The 21,381-nt window shown below is 46.2% G+C and carries 14 protein-coding genes; all 14 read right to left on the bottom strand.

The window, feature by feature from the left end; genetic code table 11:
* Positions 1–69: 69 nt before the first annotated feature.
* Positions 70–1,497, bottom strand: a complete 1,428-nt coding sequence (locus ACFSVM_RS07350; RefSeq protein WP_379261137.1) for a glycosyl hydrolase — start codon at positions 1,495–1,497, stop codon at positions 70–72.
* Between the two features lie 150 nt (positions 1,498–1,647).
* On the bottom strand, positions 1,648–2,103 hold the full coding sequence (locus ACFSVM_RS07345) for a hypothetical protein (protein ID WP_379261135.1): 456 nt from the start codon (positions 2,101–2,103) through the stop codon (positions 1,648–1,650).
* A gap of 86 nt (positions 2,104–2,189) precedes the next feature.
* Entirely contained in the window at positions 2,190–3,815 is a 1,626-nt protein-coding gene (locus tag ACFSVM_RS07340) for a glycoside hydrolase family 9 protein (RefSeq protein WP_379261133.1), read from the bottom strand.
* A gap of 122 nt (positions 3,816–3,937) precedes the next feature.
* Positions 3,938–6,505, bottom strand: a complete 2,568-nt coding sequence (locus ACFSVM_RS07335) for a beta-mannosidase (protein ID WP_379261131.1) — start codon at positions 6,503–6,505, stop codon at positions 3,938–3,940.
* A 255-nt stretch (positions 6,506–6,760) separates the two neighbouring features.
* Positions 6,761–7,762: a carbohydrate ABC transporter permease gene (locus tag ACFSVM_RS07330; RefSeq protein ID WP_076311015.1), complete on the bottom strand. Its 1,002-nt coding sequence runs from the start codon at positions 7,760–7,762 to the stop codon at positions 6,761–6,763.
* A gap of 27 nt (positions 7,763–7,789) precedes the next feature.
* On the bottom strand, positions 7,790–8,689 hold the full coding sequence (locus ACFSVM_RS07325; RefSeq protein WP_379261128.1) for a carbohydrate ABC transporter permease: 900 nt from the start codon (positions 8,687–8,689) through the stop codon (positions 7,790–7,792).
* Positions 8,686–11,259, bottom strand: coding sequence for a DUF5696 domain-containing protein (locus ACFSVM_RS07320; protein ID WP_379261126.1), 2,574 nt, complete (start codon positions 11,257–11,259; stop codon positions 8,686–8,688). Before ACFSVM_RS07320 ends, ACFSVM_RS07325 begins: the two co-directional genes overlap by 4 nt.
* A gap of 15 nt (positions 11,260–11,274) precedes the next feature.
* Positions 11,275–11,895 carry a Yip1 family protein gene (locus tag ACFSVM_RS07315; protein WP_076311018.1) on the bottom strand — a complete coding sequence of 207 codons (621 nt, stop codon included), beginning with the start codon at positions 11,893–11,895 and terminating at the stop codon, positions 11,275–11,277.
* On the bottom strand, positions 11,876–13,357 hold the full coding sequence (locus ACFSVM_RS07310; protein WP_379261124.1) for a gluconolactonase: 1,482 nt from the start codon (positions 13,355–13,357) through the stop codon (positions 11,876–11,878). The genes ACFSVM_RS07315 and ACFSVM_RS07310 overlap by 20 nt, the downstream gene beginning before the upstream one ends.
* Before the next feature lie 13 nt (positions 13,358–13,370).
* On the bottom strand, positions 13,371–14,249 hold the full coding sequence (locus ACFSVM_RS07305) for a carbohydrate ABC transporter permease (protein WP_076312497.1): 879 nt from the start codon (positions 14,247–14,249) through the stop codon (positions 13,371–13,373).
* Positions 14,250–14,254: 5 nt separating this feature from the next.
* Entirely contained in the window at positions 14,255–15,223 is a 969-nt protein-coding gene (locus tag ACFSVM_RS07300; protein WP_379261122.1) for a carbohydrate ABC transporter permease, read from the bottom strand.
* Positions 15,224–15,240: 17 nt separating this feature from the next.
* Positions 15,241–18,174: an extracellular solute-binding protein gene (locus ACFSVM_RS07295; protein WP_379262916.1), complete on the bottom strand. Its 2,934-nt coding sequence runs from the start codon at positions 18,172–18,174 to the stop codon at positions 15,241–15,243.
* Positions 18,175–18,314: 140 nt separating this feature from the next.
* Positions 18,315–19,742 (bottom strand): ABC transporter substrate-binding protein, encoded by a 1,428-nt coding sequence (locus tag ACFSVM_RS07290; RefSeq protein WP_379261120.1) that lies wholly within the window; start codon positions 19,740–19,742, stop codon positions 18,315–18,317.
* Positions 19,743–20,114: 372 nt separating this feature from the next.
* Positions 20,115–21,185: a LacI family DNA-binding transcriptional regulator gene (locus ACFSVM_RS07285; protein WP_076311021.1), complete on the bottom strand. Its 1,071-nt coding sequence runs from the start codon at positions 21,183–21,185 to the stop codon at positions 20,115–20,117.
* Positions 21,186–21,381: the final 196 nt, after the last annotated feature.

Raw genomic sequence — 21,381 nt, 5'->3', positions numbered from 1 at the left:
TTTGAGCCCGGCAATAAAATTCAAAGCTCATTTAAATGATGGTTTATGAAATTTGCTCTGCTAATCCAATTAGTAATTATTTTTCCAATCCGGCAGTTCATCCAGTGTAATTACATATGGACTGTTATACACCTTTGTCAAATGCTGTGTACTATTCTGAATACCATCTCGTAAGAACTCTCCAGACCAAGTCACAAACCAGCTCCAATCCGCATGATAGGCCTGCAGCAAATCCGGATCGGGAATAGGCCCATTTTCCGTCAATGCAATAATCTTGTGATCGTTCACCAGTGTCTTCAGATTCTCATAACGGCTGCTTACCGGTCCATAATTCCCAGCACCTGGATAGCTGTCAACGCTGATAATATCAACATATTGATCCCCCGGATACCAAGCCGGATTCTCCGAGTTCCATACCCATATGAGATTATCAAGCCCATGGAAATTCGTGAATCGGTCATACATCAGCTGGTACAGCTCTTTGGCAGGTTCCGGACCCTTGGCGCCCCACCAGAACCATCCTCCTTCCGCCTCATGCAGCGGTCTCCACAGTACCGGTATATTTTCCTGCTGAAGTCTTTTGAGCTGTACAGCAATGGCATCCATATCACGAATGAGCAGCTGATAATCCTGGGAATCCGGGTGTGACATGGCATATTCAATGTCGAAAGTGGTTGCTTCCGTATAGAAGCCTCTCCACCATTCCTTTCCAGGTTGATCGATCAGATCTTTTGGAGCATTCCAGTGCCACGCAAAGGTGACGATACCGCCTCCGGCATCCCACTCGATCGCATGCTCAATATCCGATGATACCGTTCCCCGCTCTGTCCTTGAAGGTGAATAGTCCATCAGATCAAGACCTAATACAGCCGGCTTCTTGCCAAATGTGCTATGGATCCAATTCGCATCGGCCAGTGTTTGCTGCCCAGACAGAATATGCTGTCCATACTCTGATTTCAAATAATTATATAGGGACACGGCCTCACTGCTGGCATCTGGATTAATGAGTGCTGCATTGATTTGATGCGGTGGTGGATCTGAAGCTCTCTCCAGCCGTACATAGTCAATATAATACCAGCCCCAATTACTGATGAAGCTGATCTCCGTCGTACCTCCTTGAAGCATGATTTTCCCTGCATCTACTTCACCGAAATTCGTTGTTTCATGAAGTGTAATCTCACCTTGCGATGTGCCTCCCACGACAAGACTCGTATTCTTCGTTCCGTGCGGAGCCTGATAACCGATACTTAAATTGTAGAGACCTGTATCCGGTACGGTCACTTGTATACTCAGCTTATCGTTCTGCTCATCAAATCCCCCTACGTACCCGCTGCCAGAGTAGCCTTGCAATTGCGTCATTACATCAACGCCTGTGAATACTCCATTCTCCGCTTCAAATATAATGGGAGCCGCCTCCATTTTCTTCATATTAGAAGGTATCATACTGCTAATCAGCAAAATACTAAGAAATACTGCCCAGCTATTCTTTACACGCATGGCTAGATCCTCCTTTCCAATGGCGATGCATTCCGTCACATCACAATCAATCCAATCCGTTAAGCAATCTAAGCGTTTACATTTTTGTTCGTCTGATCACCTCCTTATAGAGATGTGGCCGATAAGGAGTCCAAGTCGTGGACTCCTTGATTAGGTCATCATTTTCTTCAATAAGGCCTGTTCAAGTCGTGGATTAACAGACAGGTTCATATAGGATTGAGGAGGATTAAACGCATAGCCCCCCTTAAGCAGCTCGAGCGACATGGGCGCAAATTCGATACAGGATAAGATAGGAATGGCATATCCATGAGACACACCGCTGAAATATTCACGAAGCTCCGCCCCTGATCCTTGCTCATGTCCCTCTGCAATAGATACGAGTGTGTCGATATCCTCCTGGATCGGCATTCCAAATTCAATAAAAGCTTTAATTTGTTTCACAGGAGAGGATACATATATGAATGCCGCTGCAGGCTCTTTTATAAACCTCCGACGAAATTCAATCGTTTTCTTGCCTTCTTTGATTTGCTGGTAAGGCTCAGGCTGTAAACTCAAAATAATCTGACGTTTAGGCAGATCCAATAACAGCTGTAATTGTTCATTCATCTCGTCAGCACGCTCCTTTGTCTGTTTCCAACTGAATATTTTCGCTAAAAACAGACTGAACCCTGCTCCTTCGATTACAAATGAACTTAAGCGGAGTTCCAGTGTGAGAAGACAAATACAGCTGGTGAGTTCCAGTAAATCGTGATTTCGTTCCCCGCATAACTATCCTCATCGTCGATATAGCAAGCAGCAGCAGGCTTGCCTTGAAGATGAGCTCTCATGCATTCATCGTTCAAATGTTTGTTTGGTCCACCAGCCAGCATGCCTGGTACGGGTAACTCTACACTATCACCTACGGATGGCCGATGATGAGGATGCATAACGGAGTGCTCTCCAAACCCTGTTACATAAGACAGATCAAGTACATTTAAGCCTAATATATAATGCACATGACCAAGTGCAGCCTGTTCATACTCCACATTTCCACATAATTTATGAGCCAAGAGAAGAAGCATCGCTCTGTTCATGACAACCATATTACTCCCCCAGATATAATCGTCTTCCATAAGGGAGATACCATAACCATCTTGCTTCGAGATCTCCAGCAAGCGATCCGCTTCATTCATAAGATGGCCCTTCAGGTCAGCGTAGAGGGCAGTATCTTTCTCTTGCTCATCTGCCAGCAAATAGCGAACGGTTCCATATCCTCCCATATCCGCCCAGCCCAATTCACATTTAGGGAAATCCCCCTGCACGTACCCTTTGATTGCATCATGGTATACCGATTCACCGGTGGAAAAATACAGCTCGGTTGCAGCCCAATACCGCTCATCAAGATCGCAACCATCCCCATATTCACCCGTGTAAATATCCGGGGGATTTTTAAATCCTGGCTCATCCGGATGTGCCTCAAGCCAAGTCCAGGAACGTTTGGCTGATGTGAGACATCTGTCAGCAAACTCAGCATCGTAGGTATCGTATATTCTTGCAGCCACAGCCATCACTGCACAGCTAGCCGCTGTTGCCGTTGCAGATATAGGAGCAAATACAAGCTCGTCCTCGTCCTCCTCCGGCATGACATCAAGACCGGGAAATTGCTTGGTTGTCAGCTTGTGATAGGACCCGCCGGTGACCGTATCCTGCATCTTAAGCAAGAACTCCAGCTCTACCTTGCATTCATGCAGCACATCAGGCAACACACCATCCGATTCGGGCAGAGGTACCGAATAAGCAAAGGCTTCCGAATACAATTCCCAGCTAAGCATCAGATCGGCCAGTGCTTTTGCACCAGCTACAACATATTTCCCGTAATCGCCTGCATCGTGCCAGCCTCCATTGCCGTCAAGCCGCTGATCCGGATTCGTATGAACATAGCCCGGAGAAGTATGACATGCCTTATGCTTCCACACTCCCGCATACTCCTCATCCAAGTCTTCTCCACAGCGCAAATAATAGAAGGCCTTCAATAGTCCGGCATGAACCTCGTCATAGGGCTGTTCGGATATCATAAATGGAGCAGATTTATTCCCTTCCTCATCTTCAATCCTGTATTGTCCAGGCTCTTCAAATGATGAAAAATCACCCTGAAATAAATGATCACCAGAGCATAGATCCTCCACTCCATCCTGTGCCTGAGCAGAATAAACAATCTCAGAAGTCGCTATATCCCTGATGTGGAAGGTAGAGCTGCTTCCTCTTAATATCACGAGCTTGTTCCCCCTCAAGGGGTAGCCGATTTGATTGACAAGAATTTTACGATTCGAATTACGCACGTTTTCGCCCTCCTGATCTTTTATTCGATAGAAGAAGCCATCCCTATGCATGATACTTACATGTCTTTAGGAATGGCCTTCTTTGAATAACACAAATGGACTGCAATTGAATTATTGATGGTTTATTTGTTCAATAAATGAGTGGCTTTAATAAAATCTGACATGGAGCGAACGACCACTTTACCTGGTGATGCCGCTGCAAAAGCTTGATCTGCATAAGTACGGGAAGCGAACGATACTTCTTTTACTTCACCTGGGAGCAAGTCGAAGAAATTGTCACTGAATACACCTTCGGCTTCACTATCCAGCCATACCTGCTTCGCCAGCATATTGGATTCCAAGACAAAGCGAGTTCCATCTGAGCCTTCGACTTCAGTTATCTTCACTTCAGCAGCGCCCAGCTTCAGATCCTTGAATGGGACAAAATAGTGACGCTGCACATCAACGACTTGACCGTTAACCAAGAGTTCAGCAACAGCCGTTGTACGTTCCGGATCATGACCTTGAAGCAGCTCAGCAAGTGAGAGAGACAGAACGAGATTCGTGGCATTCCCCGGATTACTTACCGCATGTGTCTCGGTATGATAAACCGTACCGTCAAAATCAACAACTCGGATTTGCAGTTCACCTTCTATTGGACTAAGCAGATCAGACAGCAAGTAGAAGTCAACTTGGTTATCCTTGGTTCCGTCAATGGAGATCATTTCGTCGGCAAAGCTGCGTTTAGCGTAATATTGCAGCGCCTTCCAGTTGCCGTAATAGTCCATCCCCGCCCAAGAAGCGACAGGCCATGTATCGTTCATCTGCCAATATAATGTTCCCATAACAAAAGGTCTGTTTCTGCGGTGCGCCTCAATTGCCATCTTCATCGCATCCGCTTGGAGCACCTGACTCATATAGAGGAAGGAAGGAAAATCCTTCGGCTCTGTCATATACATATCCATATATTCTTTGATGAGGCGGTTCCCATCCCCATTCTTCTGATGGGCACGCATCACTTCGGAAGTCAGCTCAAGATCCGACTCTGTTGCATAACGAAGAACGGATTTGTGCTCAGGGAAGGACTGGAATCCGTATTCACTCATGAAACGGCCCAATTTGATATTGTAATTCTCGAAAGGCTCCGTGTTATGCCATACTCCCCAATAATGGACATCCCCTTCGATCGAGCTGGTAGAAGCATGCTGGTTAATATCATTGGTAACCGAAACAATCGGTGAAGATGGCCAATAATCTGTACCTGGAACGAGTTCTGACAATACTTCAGGGAGCAGTTTATGGAAGACAGCTTCATAATCGGCCCAGATTTTCTCACGCTGCTCGTGCGTATAATCCTTTTTCCAGCCCCATCCAGCATCTTCATTATAGTGCGCCCAAGCCGAGTCAATCTCGTTGTTGCCGCACCAGAGTGCGATACTTGGATGGTTGCGTAAACGCTTGACATTATCGATCGCTTCATGACGAACACTCGTAAGGAATGCTTCATCACCCGGGTACATACTGCAGGCAAACATGAAGTCCTGCCATACCAGGATTCCATATTCGTCACACAGCTCATAGAAGACGTCTTGCTCATAAATACCGCCGCCCCATACACGAAGCATGTTCATATTGGAGGCTGCTGCAGATTCAATCTCATGTCTGTATCGCTCACGGGTAACCTCTGTAACGAAGCTGTCGTTAGGAATATGGTTAGCCCCTTTAGCAAACACCGGAACCCCATTCAGCTCAAAATAGAAGGATCTGCCGTATTCATCCTTATCACGGACGAGACGAATGCTGCGCAGCCCCGTTTTTACAGAAGCTTCAGCTAGCGCTGTTCCTGCATCCTGATCCAGCACCTGAGCGGTGAACGTGTACAAGTGTGCTTCCCCAAGACCTCTGGACCACCATAATTTAGGATTCTTGATATTCAGTGCAATTTCTACTTTCTGAAGTCCAGGTACTAGGGAAACCTTCTCACTCCACTCTCCTTGCTCTGTAGCAATGCGAATGACTCTGTCGCCTGGCTGATCTGCCGTGATCTCTAGAATGGCGGTCAGAGCAGCGGCTTCCTTCGTTACTACCTGCTGGTGAATATACAGGTCTGCTACGCGGACACCCGTCCAGGCTCTCAGCTCAACCTCGCGCCATATACCGCTCGTTACAAATCTCGGACCCCAGTCCCAGCCGTAGTGATAAGGCGCTTTTCTAGCAAAGATGCTTACTCTCTTATTGCCTAGCTCGCCTACCTCAGACTGATCATTCGAAGCTGGAAGCGCATATCCCAGTGCTTCAAGCTTGGGCAAATCCTCGTTGATCGGAGAACGGAAGACGATTCTCAGTTTATTGCCTTCTGATTTGGCGTATGGCTTAATATCTGCTTCCCACGTGCGGAACATATTGTCTGCGGACAAGACATGCTTATCATTAATGAACACTTCCGCATATGTATCAAGCCCGTTAAATACGAGCTCAATATGCTCCTTCTCCAGCAGTTCATTTGGTATATCAAAAAGGGTTTTATATTCCCAATCTTTTTTATCAATCCATTGAACAAGCTTTTCATTCGTGCCATAGAACGGGTCAGGGATCTGGCCATTTCGCAGCAGATCCGTATGAACACATCCCGGAACTACGGCTGGCAGCCATTCTTCTCCTTCACACGATTTAAATGTCCAGTCATTTAGCAGCAGCTTCGATTCATGCATGGTTTAGGAACCCTCCAAATGTGTTATATTCGAATCCATTTCATAATACTCTTTGGCATGACTTATAAAATAGATTCATTTCTGAAACCTATTGTCTCATGGAATCGACAACACTTCAATCATTTTGTTATCCTAACAATATATATTTTAGATAACAAAACAAAACATCATATAAGTTCGGGTTTCCAACATATAAAGTTGTGACTGAAATATTACATGTGCGGCATAAGTGGGTTGTTCTAACGCTTAACGAGCTTAACCAACTACACCCGTACGCTCCACACTTTCGACAAAGTAGCGCTGTACGAATAGGTACAAAATGATCAGTGGGGCAATCGCCAGCAGGATCCCTGTATCCACAATCATTGCTACATGGTTTGGATCCGCCTTAATGTCTGTACCCGACAATCCCATCAGCTGAGGAATAATCAGATTGACCTGCGAAGGAAGCGAAGCAACCTTCAAAGACATCAGACTGCTGTCGCTCATGAACAAGGATGGATAGAAGGTATCATTGTACGTCCACACAAATGAGAACAGCATGACAGTAATCATAGGAGGAATAGCGTTTGGAAGCATGATTCGGATAAAGGTCTTGATTCCGCCTGCTCCATCAATCAGGGCCGCCTCCTCGATCTCCTTCGGCAGACCCTTAAAGAACTGACGGAAAATATAGATAAACAACCCCGCCTTTAGTCCGGTCGCAGTAGCCGCTGTAATCATAGAGGGCCAGTACGTATTTAAGAGATTGACTCCTTCTTTACCTGTTAACAAAGTAATCATGCCTAAGATATCAAAGTTTCTAAAATGGAGGTACATCGGTACCATCAGTGTACTGGAAGGTACCAGGATGGTCAGAATCACCGCACCAAACAATATTTTACTCCCCGGGAATTCAAATCTGGCAAAGCCGTAACCGGCAAGAGCCGTGGATAATGTCGTTAGCAGCATGATAACGACAACATAAACCATCGTGCTCCCAAGCAGAGGGAAATAGTTCATTACCTCAGCTGCAAGCTTAATATTATCCAGTGTAAAGTTCACCGGTATCATATAGATTGTAGGATTATATATATCTACTTTATCTTTAAACGCAGTGGATACCTTCATCATAATTGGATAGAGGATGACAAAGGAAATGCCGATTATGAGCAAATAACGAAAGATGTCCCAGAGCACGTTCATCACTTTGTTTTTCGTGCGCTGCATTCGAAATACGACCGCTTCGCTGCGTCCAATTCTTTTGATTTCCTGCATGAATACCTCACCACCTAACAAGACGGATTAATTGTAATGAACGCGCTTCGATATAAAGAACCCAATGAAGAAGAGCAATAGGCCGACTACGACCGTGTAGATCCATGACATCGACGCGCTCAGCCCGAAATTCTGCGTCTGAAATGCGGTCGTGTAGATCGTTTGTGTAATTGGACTTGTTGTAAAGGAATCGATCACCGTATAAATGACATTCGTCAGAATCAAGGGACTGACCATCGGAAACGTAATCTTCCAGAAGGATTCATAGCCTGTTGCGCCTTCAATTTTGGCTACTTCATACATTGAGCTAGGGACAGATTGCAGGGCTGCAAGGAAGATAAGGATCTGTACCCCCGAGCTGCGAATAATATCGTAAATTCGCATTACCGCATCCACAATATACTCGGTGATAACAAGGGGTAACCCCGCCTCATTCAACAATTGGACCATGGACAGTGTATTAAACTGAGAAGAGGCTCCGGCCGTTTCTTCCGCCACTGTTGCATTACCGATTAGGTTAATTAGTCCTGAAGCTTCTGCAGATGCGACTGCACCAGATGCCAGGATCACGGGTAGGAAGAAGATCGCTCTCGCCAGTCCTCTTCCTCTAAACTTTTGATTAAGCAGCACTGCCGAAAACAGGCTGAAAAACAAAATAAGCGGAACATTAACGATCATTTGCAATACAGATTCTGTCAGAATACGGTTGTAGTTTGCATCGATGAGCAGCGCTTCTTTGAAGTTACTCCAGCCAACATACGCCAGCTCATAGCCTTGAGAAACTACCGTCAGCTCACTAAGACTGAACCGAATGGACTGGATCATAGGTGTAAGAAATAGAAAGATAAAGCCAAGCAGCCAGGGCGCAATGAAAATGATGCCAAGAAGTGATCTTTTCTGAGATAAGGTTATACGGCGTGTTCTCATGATGGGTCACCGCCTATTACATAGTCCTGTGCTGGAATGCTGACTCCTCGAGCCACCACAGATTCCGAATTATAATTAACAAGTAGAGAAGTTCCGTTACTGTATTTCACTTCAACGACACCAGGCTGATGGACAATTCGATCCTGCATCTTCTCGGTCCGGAGCGGACCCAGCACCTGATTCACTTCGTCGTACATAGATACAGCATCATCGATCCAGTTGGAATACTCGGCTGAGTACATATAATCATACCGGGTGTATTTCAGCTCTGAAGAAGTGCTCGCTGTCCATAGAAAATGCGGAGCCGAGCCAAGCTCTAGGCTGTGCAGAAGCTGGTGCCTCATATTGGCTGCGGACGTAAGATTGACCGGATCTCCTGCATAATCGATATACCCGTGAATAACCATCTGATAGAAAGGCACCGATTCATCTGTCAGGTTAAATCTACTGGAGGATTCCGGTATGTTGACAAGATGCTGAGCATATTGCAATGCATAGGCGTTTCCTCCGCTGATCATCAAATTCGGATATTCTTCTGCTAGTAGGCCGATTTGCTCTTCGACGATCGCTCTCGCCGTATTTCGGAAGATTAGGCTGTTGTTACGATAGTCGGAATGCAGTGTACTTCCCAAATCGCGAAGCGCAAGAGCCGACAATTCCTTCTTGCGGTACTGCTCCATAAATCGAGCTGTTACATCCGGAAGCTTGGCAGGAGACAGCAGATAATATTCATCCTGCAGTAGGGACATTCGATTAAGCGATCTGTCATACGGTGAGAGCTCTGCCGCCTCTTTTGTTATAAAGCGGGAAGCGTCACTAGCCGATCGAAAACCTTTGCCATTGTCATAGACCTGTTGAAAGGCTACGTCAGGATACAGCTCTCCCCCTGTACGATTCAGCTGCTCCTGCAGTGCATTCAGCTCTTGGTCTTTGCCTAACTCAGAGGTGTTCAATTTGACGGGAAGCTCGTGCTCAAGCCCCGCTCCGAACCATCCCAAGTACTGCATTTGAATATTGGAGATGCTCTGTGCCTGCAATTCTGCAGCAATGCCCTGTGCCTCTTTGAAAGTGGTCATCGGTACGGTTGCATTATAAGGTACACCCAGAAAGGATTGCTGTTTATCAATTGCCCCCACAATATCGACATAGAAAGGGATGTCCTCTTGATCGGATAGAGGCTGAAGAACACCTTGCTCTACCAGCATTGTTCGATAAGCTTGAGCCATTCCAGAGTAGCTTGCACCATCACCCGACAAGAAGCTGTATTTCACACGAATATCACCATTATATTTTTCGCTCGACAGCAGCTGGATTTCTTGAACCTTACTGCCTGTGTACAGCTCCAGCTCATCATCTCCCCGCACAGCATGTCGGCTGAACACGTGATTGAAGGAATTTTGTTTACCGCTGATATCGGCTGCGATGCTGGCATTTCCTTCCCCTTCCTCAATGACTGCGAAGAATGCATGATCACCTGATTTCAAGCCAAACACCGGTAGGCGGGCGGGTTCAGCAATTTGAGCTCTCGTTCTGCTGTTATCATTCGGATCCTGTCCATAGACGGGCTGAACATACTGCGGCTCTTTTACTTTACCGTTATCAAAATGAATGAGGCTGCCTGAGCCATCAGGCACAAGCATATAGCCATCCTGACCGGAGATTGCTGCCCCGAAGTAGGAGAGCAAATCCAAGGTTTGAATTTGATGCCCTTCACTTTCCTCCAGCTGGGAGAGCGGAACGGTTACCATGAGGGCATTCCCTTCCAAACGGTATTCCACAGGAATGAGAAACTTCGGTTTATCCGCCGACCCTCCGGGTCCACCAATCCCGTTCTCTTCATTGTCGTAAGCTAAATCTTCTGGCGTATATCCTGCCTGCTCGAAGGCTGCGAGCATCTTGCGAAGCACGAGCGGCCGCTCGACCTGCGTATCCGCCCTTTCCACGACCTCAGGATTAGCATCCTGCACCAGATAGCGGGTCTCGACATAGCTTGCGGTCACCTCATCCAGTTTGCTCAGCACTTTTTCCTGCAGCCTTTGTTTACTAATAAATTTGGGAAGCGCATCGATCCCAAGCTCTGCATCCCCGAGGGTATATTCAATACGAACACCGTCCTTAATGCCTTGTAATTCGAACTGTCCATTGGAAATGCTGTACTTGTAATTCGTATAAGTATCTAGAACGCCCAGTGTATTGCGAAATGAGACCGTGATCTGGGAGGCGATGGATTCTTTTTCAAAGGCAGTAGCGATACCATCCTCTTCCATCTCCAGCGGATTACTGTACCAGATCTCTCCTGACCGATGATCCTTCACTGCAATCACTGTTGTATCTTCATTAATGTACAAGCTTAAGCTGTCATTCTTGGCTGCAAGAGCCATTCCAGCTACACCCTCCGTCGAATCCTGAAGCGGTGTGAATTGTTCTGCTCCTGAATCAGCGGATGCTGACACATATGACTCAGGATTTACCCCAGATAATCTTCCACTTAGCACGATGAAGCAGAGAATACTGACCAGCATGAGTGCGCAAGCCAGCACGGCTGTATATTTCCATTTACGAGATGACACCAGACTTACGCCTCCTTAAGATCGGAATATGAGCTCACGGTAAATGTTGGTTACAAATTCAATGATCTGTTGGATCAGACTCATCACCAGCGTGCCCAGAAATACGATAATCGCCATAACGACGATGGTCAGCAGAATCGTTACAATCGTCTTCGTTGCTGTGTATTGATGTACTGTCATGATGCCCACAAACAGCAGGTAGATGAACCAGATGGCCGCTACGGTATTCAGCAAATAATAAAATGCGGTCTCCTCCTGCGTCATAAATCGGCTGATCAAAGTCATGGGCAAGTACACCAAGATCATCGGGATGAGTGCATAAGCGGTGGCATTAACTATTTCACGAAACTTCCCTTCCCCTTCCATAAGTGTCGTAATGGACCAATTAGATACACACCACAGGATAAAAGGAAACACTACGTACTGGAGCTCAGCCAGGCTGTTTAATGTTCTAGGATCGTTGAAGTTGACCAGAAATCCGGCAAATTGACGCTGTATAACCATCGTTATAAATAGAAGAAATAGTATGGTAATCGCAACTCTCAGTTTTCCTTTCCCCTCATATTTAAGATCCCAATACCCTTCAAACGGATGGATGATGAGATGGAGAGGAAACTTAATAAAATCCTGCTTCATGCTGCTCTTTCCTCCTTTTACGCCAGGATTTCGACCATCTGTATCCGGCAAACACGATGACGGTTGTTGTGCCGATCGTTAATATCGTACCGAAATGCTCCTGCAGCACTTCCTTTCGGTACCTCTTGAAGGCAACCGAGTAATTTTTACGATCCATTCCCAGCTTAAAATGCTCCATCGCTTCCTTATTCTCCTTCGCATATAACAGAGATTTTCCGATTCCGATGTAAGCGATATCATAATTCGCGTTCAATCTCAGCACTTCTCTCCACTTGGCTACTGAAGCCTCATCATCCCCGTTGTAATGCGCGGTGACCGCATCGTTAATGGCACTTCCATAGCTGGTCGGGGAGAAGAGTGTGATGGTTTCTTTACCTTGGTCGAGGACAATATGCTGATTCCCCAGCTTCTCTATAGCGACTGGTGTACTAAAGGTTCCGACCTGTGTTCCTATTCCGCCGTAAATATATAGCAAATTGCCTTCATGGTCATATGTGAAGATACGCCCTCTGAGTGAATCCAGCACACTATACATGCCGTTTCCCTGATATTTGATATCTACTAATTTGGAGGGTCCTCCATTGACTCCCATGGACCGATATCGGATATCTCCTTTCACATCAAAATACCCATACCTTTTGAGCACATCCTCACCTGAAGGATTCAGACGCTTAATCGGGGTGCTCGAGCCAGGATCAATATTCGTTGCATATACGAAGCCTTTCTCCCCCATATCAATATTGGAGAATTCTGTCGGAATGTATAATGCCATCTGATTCTTCTGTGCATCGGTAGCGATGAGACGCCATAAATAGTCAACAAAATTGCGGCGTACCTGTATTGTTCCGACGTAACCAATGAATTCACCCGACTCATCAAACTGCAGAATCCCCTCGTACGCTCCCCGGGATGTGACAAATACCCGTCCGGCATCATCCACCGCCAGCTTTAACGGAACGAAGGAGAAGCTGGCTCCGAGCACCTCGGACTGTGGGTTCTCAATCGTTTTGATCCATTCTCCTTCTGGGGACAAAACAACGATTCGCTTGTTCTCCGTATCTGCAATATATAGGTCTCCTGCTTTATTCACAGTGATGCCACTAGGCATATTAAAGGTCTGCTCCGTTCCGTCCATGCTGTAATTGGAGAAGATTCGATCTACTGTCCAATCCTCATTTAGAACGACAATGCGATGATTCCCTGTATCCGCAATATAGATCTTGCCTTCACTGCTTACAAAGATGTCCTGCGGAGACACGAAGCCTCCAATGCCGAGATCAACTCCCGATATGCTTCTGTCCGGCAGAAATGCATCGGGAGCCGGTACAGCTTCTTCATAATAATTATAGGTATAGCTTTCGTATGGAGCCTTGGCCGCTACCGCTGAAGGAGCGGAACAGAGCAGCGCTGCTGATATTAAGGCAATGCAATATCGCTTCAACCTTCGTTTATAAGCATGCAAGTTCTTATCCCTCCTATTCCTTCATTCCGGAAGTTGCCATGGTTTCAATGATACGGCTCTGAGAAAAGACAAAGATCGTAATCGGAACACTCATCATAATGAGTGCAACAGCTGCACCAACACCGGCTCTCGCTATTCCCCCTTGAATAATATTCGTTGTCGCAGAGGTCAGCGTCTTCAGGTTCTCACTATAGATAAATCCATTACCGTCGGTTCCCCACAGGATCTGAAACAGCAGAATGATAAGTGTGAGCCAAGCGGGCTTCACATTCGGCATAACAACCGACCAGAAGATTCGATACTCACTCGCCCCATCCATCTTCGCGGCTTCGATCAGTGCGTCCGGAATCTGCTCCATGAACTGCTTCATCAGATACAGTCCGAGCGGATAAGAAAAGGCCGGAATGATGACAGCCCAGTACGTATCCACCCACCCCAGCCAGGACATGATCATATAAGTTGGGATGGCCGTAACTGCAGGGGTGAACATCAACGACAGTACGATCATTTGGAACATGATTTTGTTTCCAGGAAATTGATGCTTGGCAAGTGGGTAAGCAGCAGCAGAAGCCAGCAGAACGTGACCCACGATCCCCATCCCGGTAATAAATACCGTGTTAAAAATGTACCTTGTGAACGGCACCCATGAAGCACCCAGCAAGTTGATCAGATCTGCAAAATTATCCATCGTTGGATTTTTGACAAACAACGTCGGCGGAAAAATAAAGATCTCATCCAATGGCTTGAAGGCGGCATTTATGGCATACACCAGCGGCAGCACCATGAAGGCGCCTACAACTCCCAAGACAAGAAACAACGACAAGCTTCCCAGAAAGGAGCGATTGACTCTCTTAACTCTTTTTCTCCGGAATAGGCGATAGGGTATATTCATCATCTTTATTCACCTACTCTACGCAATAATTTTTGGACAATGATGTTGGAGCCAATCATGATAATGAACAATACCGTTGCAATTGCCGATGCAAATCCCATCTCGAAGCGGATCGTACCAAAATCCATCAAATGCGTCACAATCGTCTCTGCTGCATAATTGACGCTTGGGAATCCCGCTAGCTGAATGGACACATCCGACACGGCAAGTGAAGTTGTAATCTGAATAACGGCACCGAACATCAGCTGGGGCTTCATTGAAGGCAGGGTAATATACCACAGCTCCTGCCATCGATTCTTAATACCGTCAACGGCTCCTGCCTCATATAACGTCTTGTCAACGGTTTGAAGACCCGCAATAAAAGCTAGGAATCCCGTCCCAAGACTAAGCCACAGCTGAACCAAGATGATGATCGGCAGCACATAGGCTTCGGTTTTGAGCCATTGAATAGGCTCGAGCAGTATTCCAATTTCAATGAGCAATCCGTTAATGATCCCATAACGGTCCCCGGAGAAGATGAGCAGCCATATGAAGAAGACATTCCCTGAGATGGAAGGAGCATAGAAGATCAGGGTCATGAAGGCTCGCCATTTTGGACTCAGCTCATTGATGATCCAGGCGAAGATAAAGCATGCAAAATAACTGACTGGTCCTGTAATGGCAGCAAATAGTAGTGTGTTCTTCAAGGCAATCAAGAAAATATCATCTTCAAGGAACAGTCGAGTATAATTCTGCCATCCTACAAACTTTGGCATTTCGAGCATGTTGAAGTACGTAAAGCTGATAATAATGGAGAGAACAACTGGCAATACAGTGAACATCAGGAACAAAATCATATAGGGTGCCATCAGTATATATAAGTGCTTTTTTACTTTTATTTCCTTGATTACTCTGCTAAGTTTGCTATCTCGAGGCGCCCGTTCGCCCTGTGGAGGGACTGTGCGAGTCTTTTTTTCAATCTGAATATTGGACATACACTTGTATCCCCCCTCTATTCCGTCAGACCAAATTCACTGCGCTTGGCACGAATTTCATCCTGAATATATTGAACGTAATCCATCAGCGCTTCGCGCGGTTCAATCTGTCCATCTACCGTACGATAAAAAGCATTAATGAGATGTCGTCCTGTAAAGTAACCGCCCGGAACTTCCGGAATACCCTCTACCCATTCGAATCCGGCCTGCAGCTGATCAAAATCCTCAACTGGCCATGGCAGCTTCTCAAGTGCATCAATATTCGCTGTCGGATATCTGGCAGCCGCTCCCATTAAGCCTTCCATCTCACGCCCAAATTTGACCTGTGTCTCCTCGCTGGTCCACCATTTCATATACTCCCAAGCCGCTTCTTTATCTTCGGCACCTTCCAGCATAAGTACACCGCTTCCTCCGCTGGCTACAGAACGATTAATCGATCCATTCTCCAGCTCCGTTCCCGGAATTACGGTAAATCCCCACATACCGCGAATTTCTGGCGCAAAGACGGTCAATTGGTTATAGGTCGTGTAATCTGCAATGCCAATCGGCATTTCTCCCGTACGAAAACGGTTCGCAAAGTCATATTCTCGTTCCAGCTTGTAATCCGTATAGAACTCCGTCCATTGCTTAAAGGCATCAATGCCGATCTGAGAATCCAGGTCCGATTCCTTGCCTCCATCCCGATAGAATTCTCCGTCCGTCTGGAAGAGCAGCATCGAATATACGGAGTTCGGAGGTACATTCTCTCCTGGATAGCTTGGCTGCACGACCAGCGGCAGGCCAAAATCCATATGGTTCTTATCCAGCACAGAGAGAAGACTCCATACTTCATCCCACGTCTGAGGTACTTCGAGTCCCAATTCATTCAAGACATCCTTACGATAAAACAGCATGTTGAACGTCTGTGTTTCAGGAAGCGCATATACGCCATCCTCATACGTGTATGGAACTAGAGCACTGTCACGGAATCTTGCGGCCACCTCGTCATAATCCGAAAATACAGATATATCTGCAGCTGCATTACGCATCGCATAGTTGACAGGTATGTCATTTCCCATTTGCATGGCGACATCCGGGCCTTGACCGGATAAGGTCGCAGGGAGCAAGGAGCCCATGGGAACCAGCTTCAGATTAACCTGAATCCCTGTCTCCGGAGTAAATGTCTCATCAATCATGGATTTGATCGTATTCGCCTGGTCTCGGCCACTTCCAATCCATACCGTGACCGTTCGCCCCTTCTCTGATTCGCTTGCTACACTCCCGATGGAATCATAATCAATGAAGAAGGAATAGAAGAAGGTTACAATTTCATGCCACATTTCCGCGAACCAGCTGCTTCCCTTATTAGAAATCGTTTGATCTGATGAAGCTATGTAGATAGAATCGATCTCAAGAGGCTGTTCCCGTATTTGCTGGAGCCATGTACCGAGACCGCCTGTATTGGTCTTGTAGGCCTGTAGTCGTCTAGGAATCGTATCCGGATCATCGACCATTTCATCAAGCTGCAATGACATCGTTTTTAATAATGCGTCCTGATCACCGCTGCCTTGAGACAACGCTCTTAGCTTTGCTCCGACTTGCTTCAATCGTTCGCTCTCCCTGCTGAACACTTCGAGCAGATCAGGAATCCGTTCATCGACTCGGTAATCCCGCACTTCATCAGGGGCCGTACCTGTGATCATCAAAATTTTGCGGTACATGGAGTTCAGTTCGATAAGGCTATCCTCTACCTCGCGTATAAGCGGTGCAAACTCGCCTAATGTGACCTCCATACGAATGGTGTTCGTGCCAGCCTTCAAATGATACAAATATGGCTCTCTGAATTCATCTTCCATGATTCGCATTTCGTAGCCATTCTCGTATCGAAAAGGAATTCTGCTCATTTCTTCGAAAGGAATTTCACCATTAATTGTCAGTTTTCTCGTTGAATAGATCCCTCTTACAAAATTCTGCTTGGTGTTAAATGCGAGTTTATACAATCCTTCCTTCGGCACCTCGACCTCCCATTCAATCCACTGACCTGGGATCCGCCAGTTATACCCGCCGATCGTGTTCACTTTTGACAGCTTCGGACTGTATGGATAGGTCGCCGGACTGGATCGATCCATCAGCGGATATAGGGTTGGGGAAGATTTCGCTGTAGCGTCCTCTGCCTGCAGCTCAATGAGTACTCCTGCTGGTGAATCCACTCCTTCAGATGTCTTCAAGCTTGCATATTGTTCATATGCGGCCGGCTCCTCATACTTGTGAAGCGCAAGCTCCTTGATGATCACCGGCTCACGTTGCGCAATTAACGATAAGGTATGTGTGCCTTGACTGAAATAAAATGCAAATGGCTCCTCATAGTAACCGTTAGAATCCTTAAGCATCGTCGTTTGCCAATCCGGTGTCTCATGCTGCTGAGGACGAAGATCATTGCCTCGATTATCCTGCTCTATCTCGGGCTTCAGATTGTCCCATACCCGGTCCATTTGAATGAAAGCCGCCTCACGAAATGGAAGCTCCCCATCAATGAGCAGACTTCGTTCGATGGCTGAGCTCTTGCCCTCGATTGGGTAATAAGTGGATGAAATATAGTATAGGCCAGCTGTTTCGACCTTAAATGTCCATTCCAAAGTGCTGTCTTCCCCTGTTTTTATCGATTGTCCTGAGGCTCCCTCCGCATTTGAAACGATTTCTGAGCCCTCCCCCTCAAGAGAGCTTACCTTAGCTGCATCCAATATGATGGATTGGTCAGGGTAAGATGCCTGCTCATACTTCTTAATATATTCACTATAAGATTCATCTTTGGTCAGAATCAGATCTTGTGACAACAGGGGGGCTTGCTCCGTAGATTGAAGCATCGAAGCATTCTCATCGGCAGCGACAGTTCCTATGCCTGAAGCAGAGAACATCACACTGGAGCCGACCGCAAATACCAGTATCACTTTTAACCATGTTTGCACACGCATCAGCGGATTCAATTCGCACGCCTCCCTACTACCATAGGCAGCATAATTCATTTCCTTTATAGAAAACTTAATAAAGAGAGGGACAGGGCATTGTGTATCATAAAACCCTGCCCCTCTCCATCTTCAATAGATAAAACCAATTATTTATTTTGTGCTTCGAGCTTATCGATCGATGCCTGGGCCTGCTGCTTATATTTCTCCGCAGCCGATGCCACGGAAGCGTTCTCAACAAGAACATCAGCAACGAAGCTGTAATACGGATACTCTGGATAAGCCTCGTCAAGAGATACCAAGCCAGTGCCTGTAATGTTCTCTCTTATAATGCGGATGTCATCTTCGTAGGAGTAGAGGCTTTCTAAGTAGTTCTGGGAAGGATACTCCTCCAGCTGTGGAACATCGTACAATTCCTCGAAGATCTGATATACAAGCGCCGGATCCTTCACACCTTTCGGGATGAAGTAAGCATTCAGAGCCGTATCTCCATAGGTGACTTCAGGATTACCTTGAGGACCGATCGGATATGGAACAACACCAATTTCAAAATTAATATCGCCGATTTGCCATTGTGCAGCGTGGAACATCGCAATATCGCCGTCCTTGAAAGTGTCTGTTTCTTCCCACAGTGTCTTGTCTCCCGATTTCACTTTGACCACGTTATTGTTGTACAGTGACGCCAGATATTCTATCGCTTCAATCGTACGAGGGTCGGTGAGACCTTCAGTTGCCTTCGTCTCGTCTCCTGCTGGATCGAGCACTGTATTACCGCCATTTGCCACGATCAGATTGCGTCCGACCTGAGCGGACCAGCCGGAGAAGCCCCAAGTGTCCATTTTTCCATCATTATTTGTGTCCTTAGTGGCCTGCTTGGCGATCTCAAGCATCTTATCCCAGGTCCATTCGCCTTTGTCGTATAATTCTTGAAGATCAGGGAGTCCCAGTTCTTCGAATAAATCTCTGTTGTAGTGAATTCCTACGCCGCCGTTACTCGGCATGCCGCCGTAGAAACCGTATTGCTCTCCAAGTAATGCTGGCCCGGCATTCGCTAAGCGCTGATCCGTGTTAATGCTGGATTCTGGTGTTGTAAATTCCGAGATTTTGTGAAGCTGGCCTTTCTGAATGGCAGGAAGTACTGCTTTGTATTCGAGGTAGGTGATATCAGCGAGAGGCTCTCCCGCCAATACGGAGGCTGTGAATTTTTCCATGTATTCTTCATAAGGTATATTAACGAATTCGAACTTAACGTTGTATTTCTCTTCTGTCTTCTTCAGCTGTTCAACCAAAGCCTTGCCTTGTGCATCTGTATCTGTCGGTGTGAGATCCCACCAGGCTGAGAGCTTGATGACCCGTCCGCCTAAATCGGGCACGTCTTCGGCAACTGCTTCTTCCGTATTTTCGGTATCCGTTTCGGCAGCTGGTTCTGTATCATTACCGCCAGAAGCTTCCGTATTCGTTTCAGGAGTCGTCTCTGGAGCATCCGCTGGTGTGTCTGCCCCCCCTCCAGAACACGCTGCCAAAAAGATGAACGTGAACACCATCAACAAACTTAAAAGCGCTTTCATTTTTCTCATTGAAAAATACCCTCCCCTTTGAATTCATCAAGTTTGCTGTCTGCATGCGCTGTCTGACGTGTCTGCTGTTTCATGCTGTAAATGACCACCACCCGTTATGTTAATGCAATCAATTTACAAAACAACAATAACATCCTATGGTAAAATCAGTCAAACACTTTTTTATTTAATTCAACTTTTGTTATTTATATGTTATTTTATTTAGGGTATTGTTTTATATTTTATGCTGAATATGTTGGATATATGATTTGCTTCTCTGCTATTACCAATCGAGGGGCACTCGTTGAAGAAGTAAAAAAAGCCGTCCTAATGGCAGACCCATCAGTACAGCTTATTTATCAATTCATTTCAGGATTTAGCATCTTTTCGGGGCTAGTTATTGCTGACAGCTGCATCTGCGGCTCCTCTTGCCGGAATGCTCAGCTGATTCCGTATAACCAATTCTGCTGCCAGCTGCTTCTTCTCCATCGGCGCCTCCGGATTGGCAATTCGCCACAGCATTTGATCTACAGCTCGCATGCCAAGCATTTTTTTATTCACATGCACGGTTACAGCAATGCTATGAAGATCATTGATATGATCAAATCCCGTAACCAAGCACTCCTCCGGAGTCTTAATCCCATGCCTGCTGAGCTGTTCAATCAGATCCAGCGCAGTTGCATCATTCATACACACGAACACCTCAGGCAGTGTACCCTGCATGTCTGTTAAAGCCTGCCCTATATCCTCGAAAGTTCCCTTGAGGAGCTTCTCATTCTGATTACATGCAATACCATATTGTTCCAACACAAGTCGAAATACGGTCCAGCGTTCAAAAAAGCTGTAAGCCTCTGTCTTGTTGCCTACAAACTGATAGCTTCTAAATCCCTTTGTTACAAGGAGCTGCATCAATTCTCGCATACTTGTCTGATTATCCGTGAAGATCATATCACAGCCTAACGACGCATCCATATGATCAATCATGACAACCGGAATTTCCAGCTTGTGCAGTTCAAATAAGCTTGCGGACGAGACCGCCCCCACCGTTATTGTACCTCTAATCGCCTCTGGATTAAGGAGAGAGAATAAATGATCATGTGACGGCTCGGTTACCGTCAGGATGTCGAGTCCATATTCATTAAGCTGGGTTGTTACTCCCTCCAGTATGGGTCCCCAGTAGGCTGAGTCATAATTCTGAAATCTAACATTTGGAAAAAGAACGAGAATCGTGCCCCGGTTCCTTGATTCTTTGTTAATCTGGCCAGCGTCTCCTGATCTAGCTGCGGAACTGTCGGAAACAGAGATTGGCATGTGATTGTAATAACCAAGCTGTTCTGCCACATGTACGATTAACTCACGTGTCCGCTCGCTGACACCTGGTTTGCCAGCTAAAGTACGTGAAACCGAGAATTTGGATACACCTGCCTGGTTGGCAATTTGCTGAATGGTAACCTTTTTACGCATGCTATCACCTATGCTTCCGTCTGCAGTATCTACTTCTGCTCTATATTAGCATAATATCGACCTAAACCAAACATTAAATGTTATTCCTATATCATAACAAATCATAACAAAATCTTAATCCAGATAAAAATCTGTGAAAAAAAGCATATCTCTCTCAACCAAAAACGGTCAAAGCAGGGATATGCCAAAGATCATC

The sequence above is a fragment of the Paenibacillus shunpengii genome, from assembly GCF_042684905.1.
Taxonomy (GTDB): domain Bacteria; phylum Bacillota; class Bacilli; order Paenibacillales; family Paenibacillaceae; genus Paenibacillus; species Paenibacillus shunpengii.
The sequence above is the reverse complement of the archived record's forward strand: the minus strand, read 5'-3'. Positions and strand labels throughout refer to the sequence as shown.

What these genes read in the sequence shown, in the direction of transcription:
- ACFSVM_RS07345 (WP_379261135.1), bottom strand. Translation starts at nt 2,103, where the DNA reads ATGAATGAACAATTACAGCTGTTATTGGATCTGCCTAAACGTCAGATT.
- ACFSVM_RS07285 (WP_076311021.1), bottom strand. Translation starts at nt 21,185, where the DNA reads ATGCGTAAAAAGGTTACCATTCAGCAAATTGCCAACCAGGCAGGTGTA.
- ACFSVM_RS07295 (WP_379262916.1), bottom strand. Translation starts at nt 18,174, where the DNA reads ATGCGTGTGCAAACATGGTTAAAAGTGATACTGGTATTTGCGGTCGGC.
- ACFSVM_RS07305 (WP_076312497.1), bottom strand. Translation starts at nt 14,249, where the DNA reads ATGAATATACCCTATCGCCTATTCCGGAGAAAAAGAGTTAAGAGAGTC.
- ACFSVM_RS07315 (WP_076311018.1), bottom strand. Translation starts at nt 11,895, where the DNA reads ATGAAGCAGGATTTTATTAAGTTTCCTCTCCATCTCATCATCCATCCG.
- ACFSVM_RS07300 (WP_379261122.1), bottom strand. Translation starts at nt 15,223, where the DNA reads ATGTCCAATATTCAGATTGAAAAAAAGACTCGCACAGTCCCTCCACAG.
- ACFSVM_RS07290 (WP_379261120.1), bottom strand. Translation starts at nt 19,742, where the DNA reads ATGAGAAAAATGAAAGCGCTTTTAAGTTTGTTGATGGTGTTCACGTTC.
- ACFSVM_RS07325 (WP_379261128.1), bottom strand. Translation starts at nt 8,689, where the DNA reads ATGAGAACACGCCGTATAACCTTATCTCAGAAAAGATCACTTCTTGGC.
- ACFSVM_RS07350 (WP_379261137.1), bottom strand. Translation starts at nt 1,497, where the DNA reads ATGCGTGTAAAGAATAGCTGGGCAGTATTTCTTAGTATTTTGCTGATT.
- ACFSVM_RS07330 (WP_076311015.1), bottom strand. Translation starts at nt 7,762, where the DNA reads ATGCAGGAAATCAAAAGAATTGGACGCAGCGAAGCGGTCGTATTTCGA.
- ACFSVM_RS07335 (WP_379261131.1), bottom strand. Translation starts at nt 6,505, where the DNA reads ATGCATGAATCGAAGCTGCTGCTAAATGACTGGACATTTAAATCGTGT.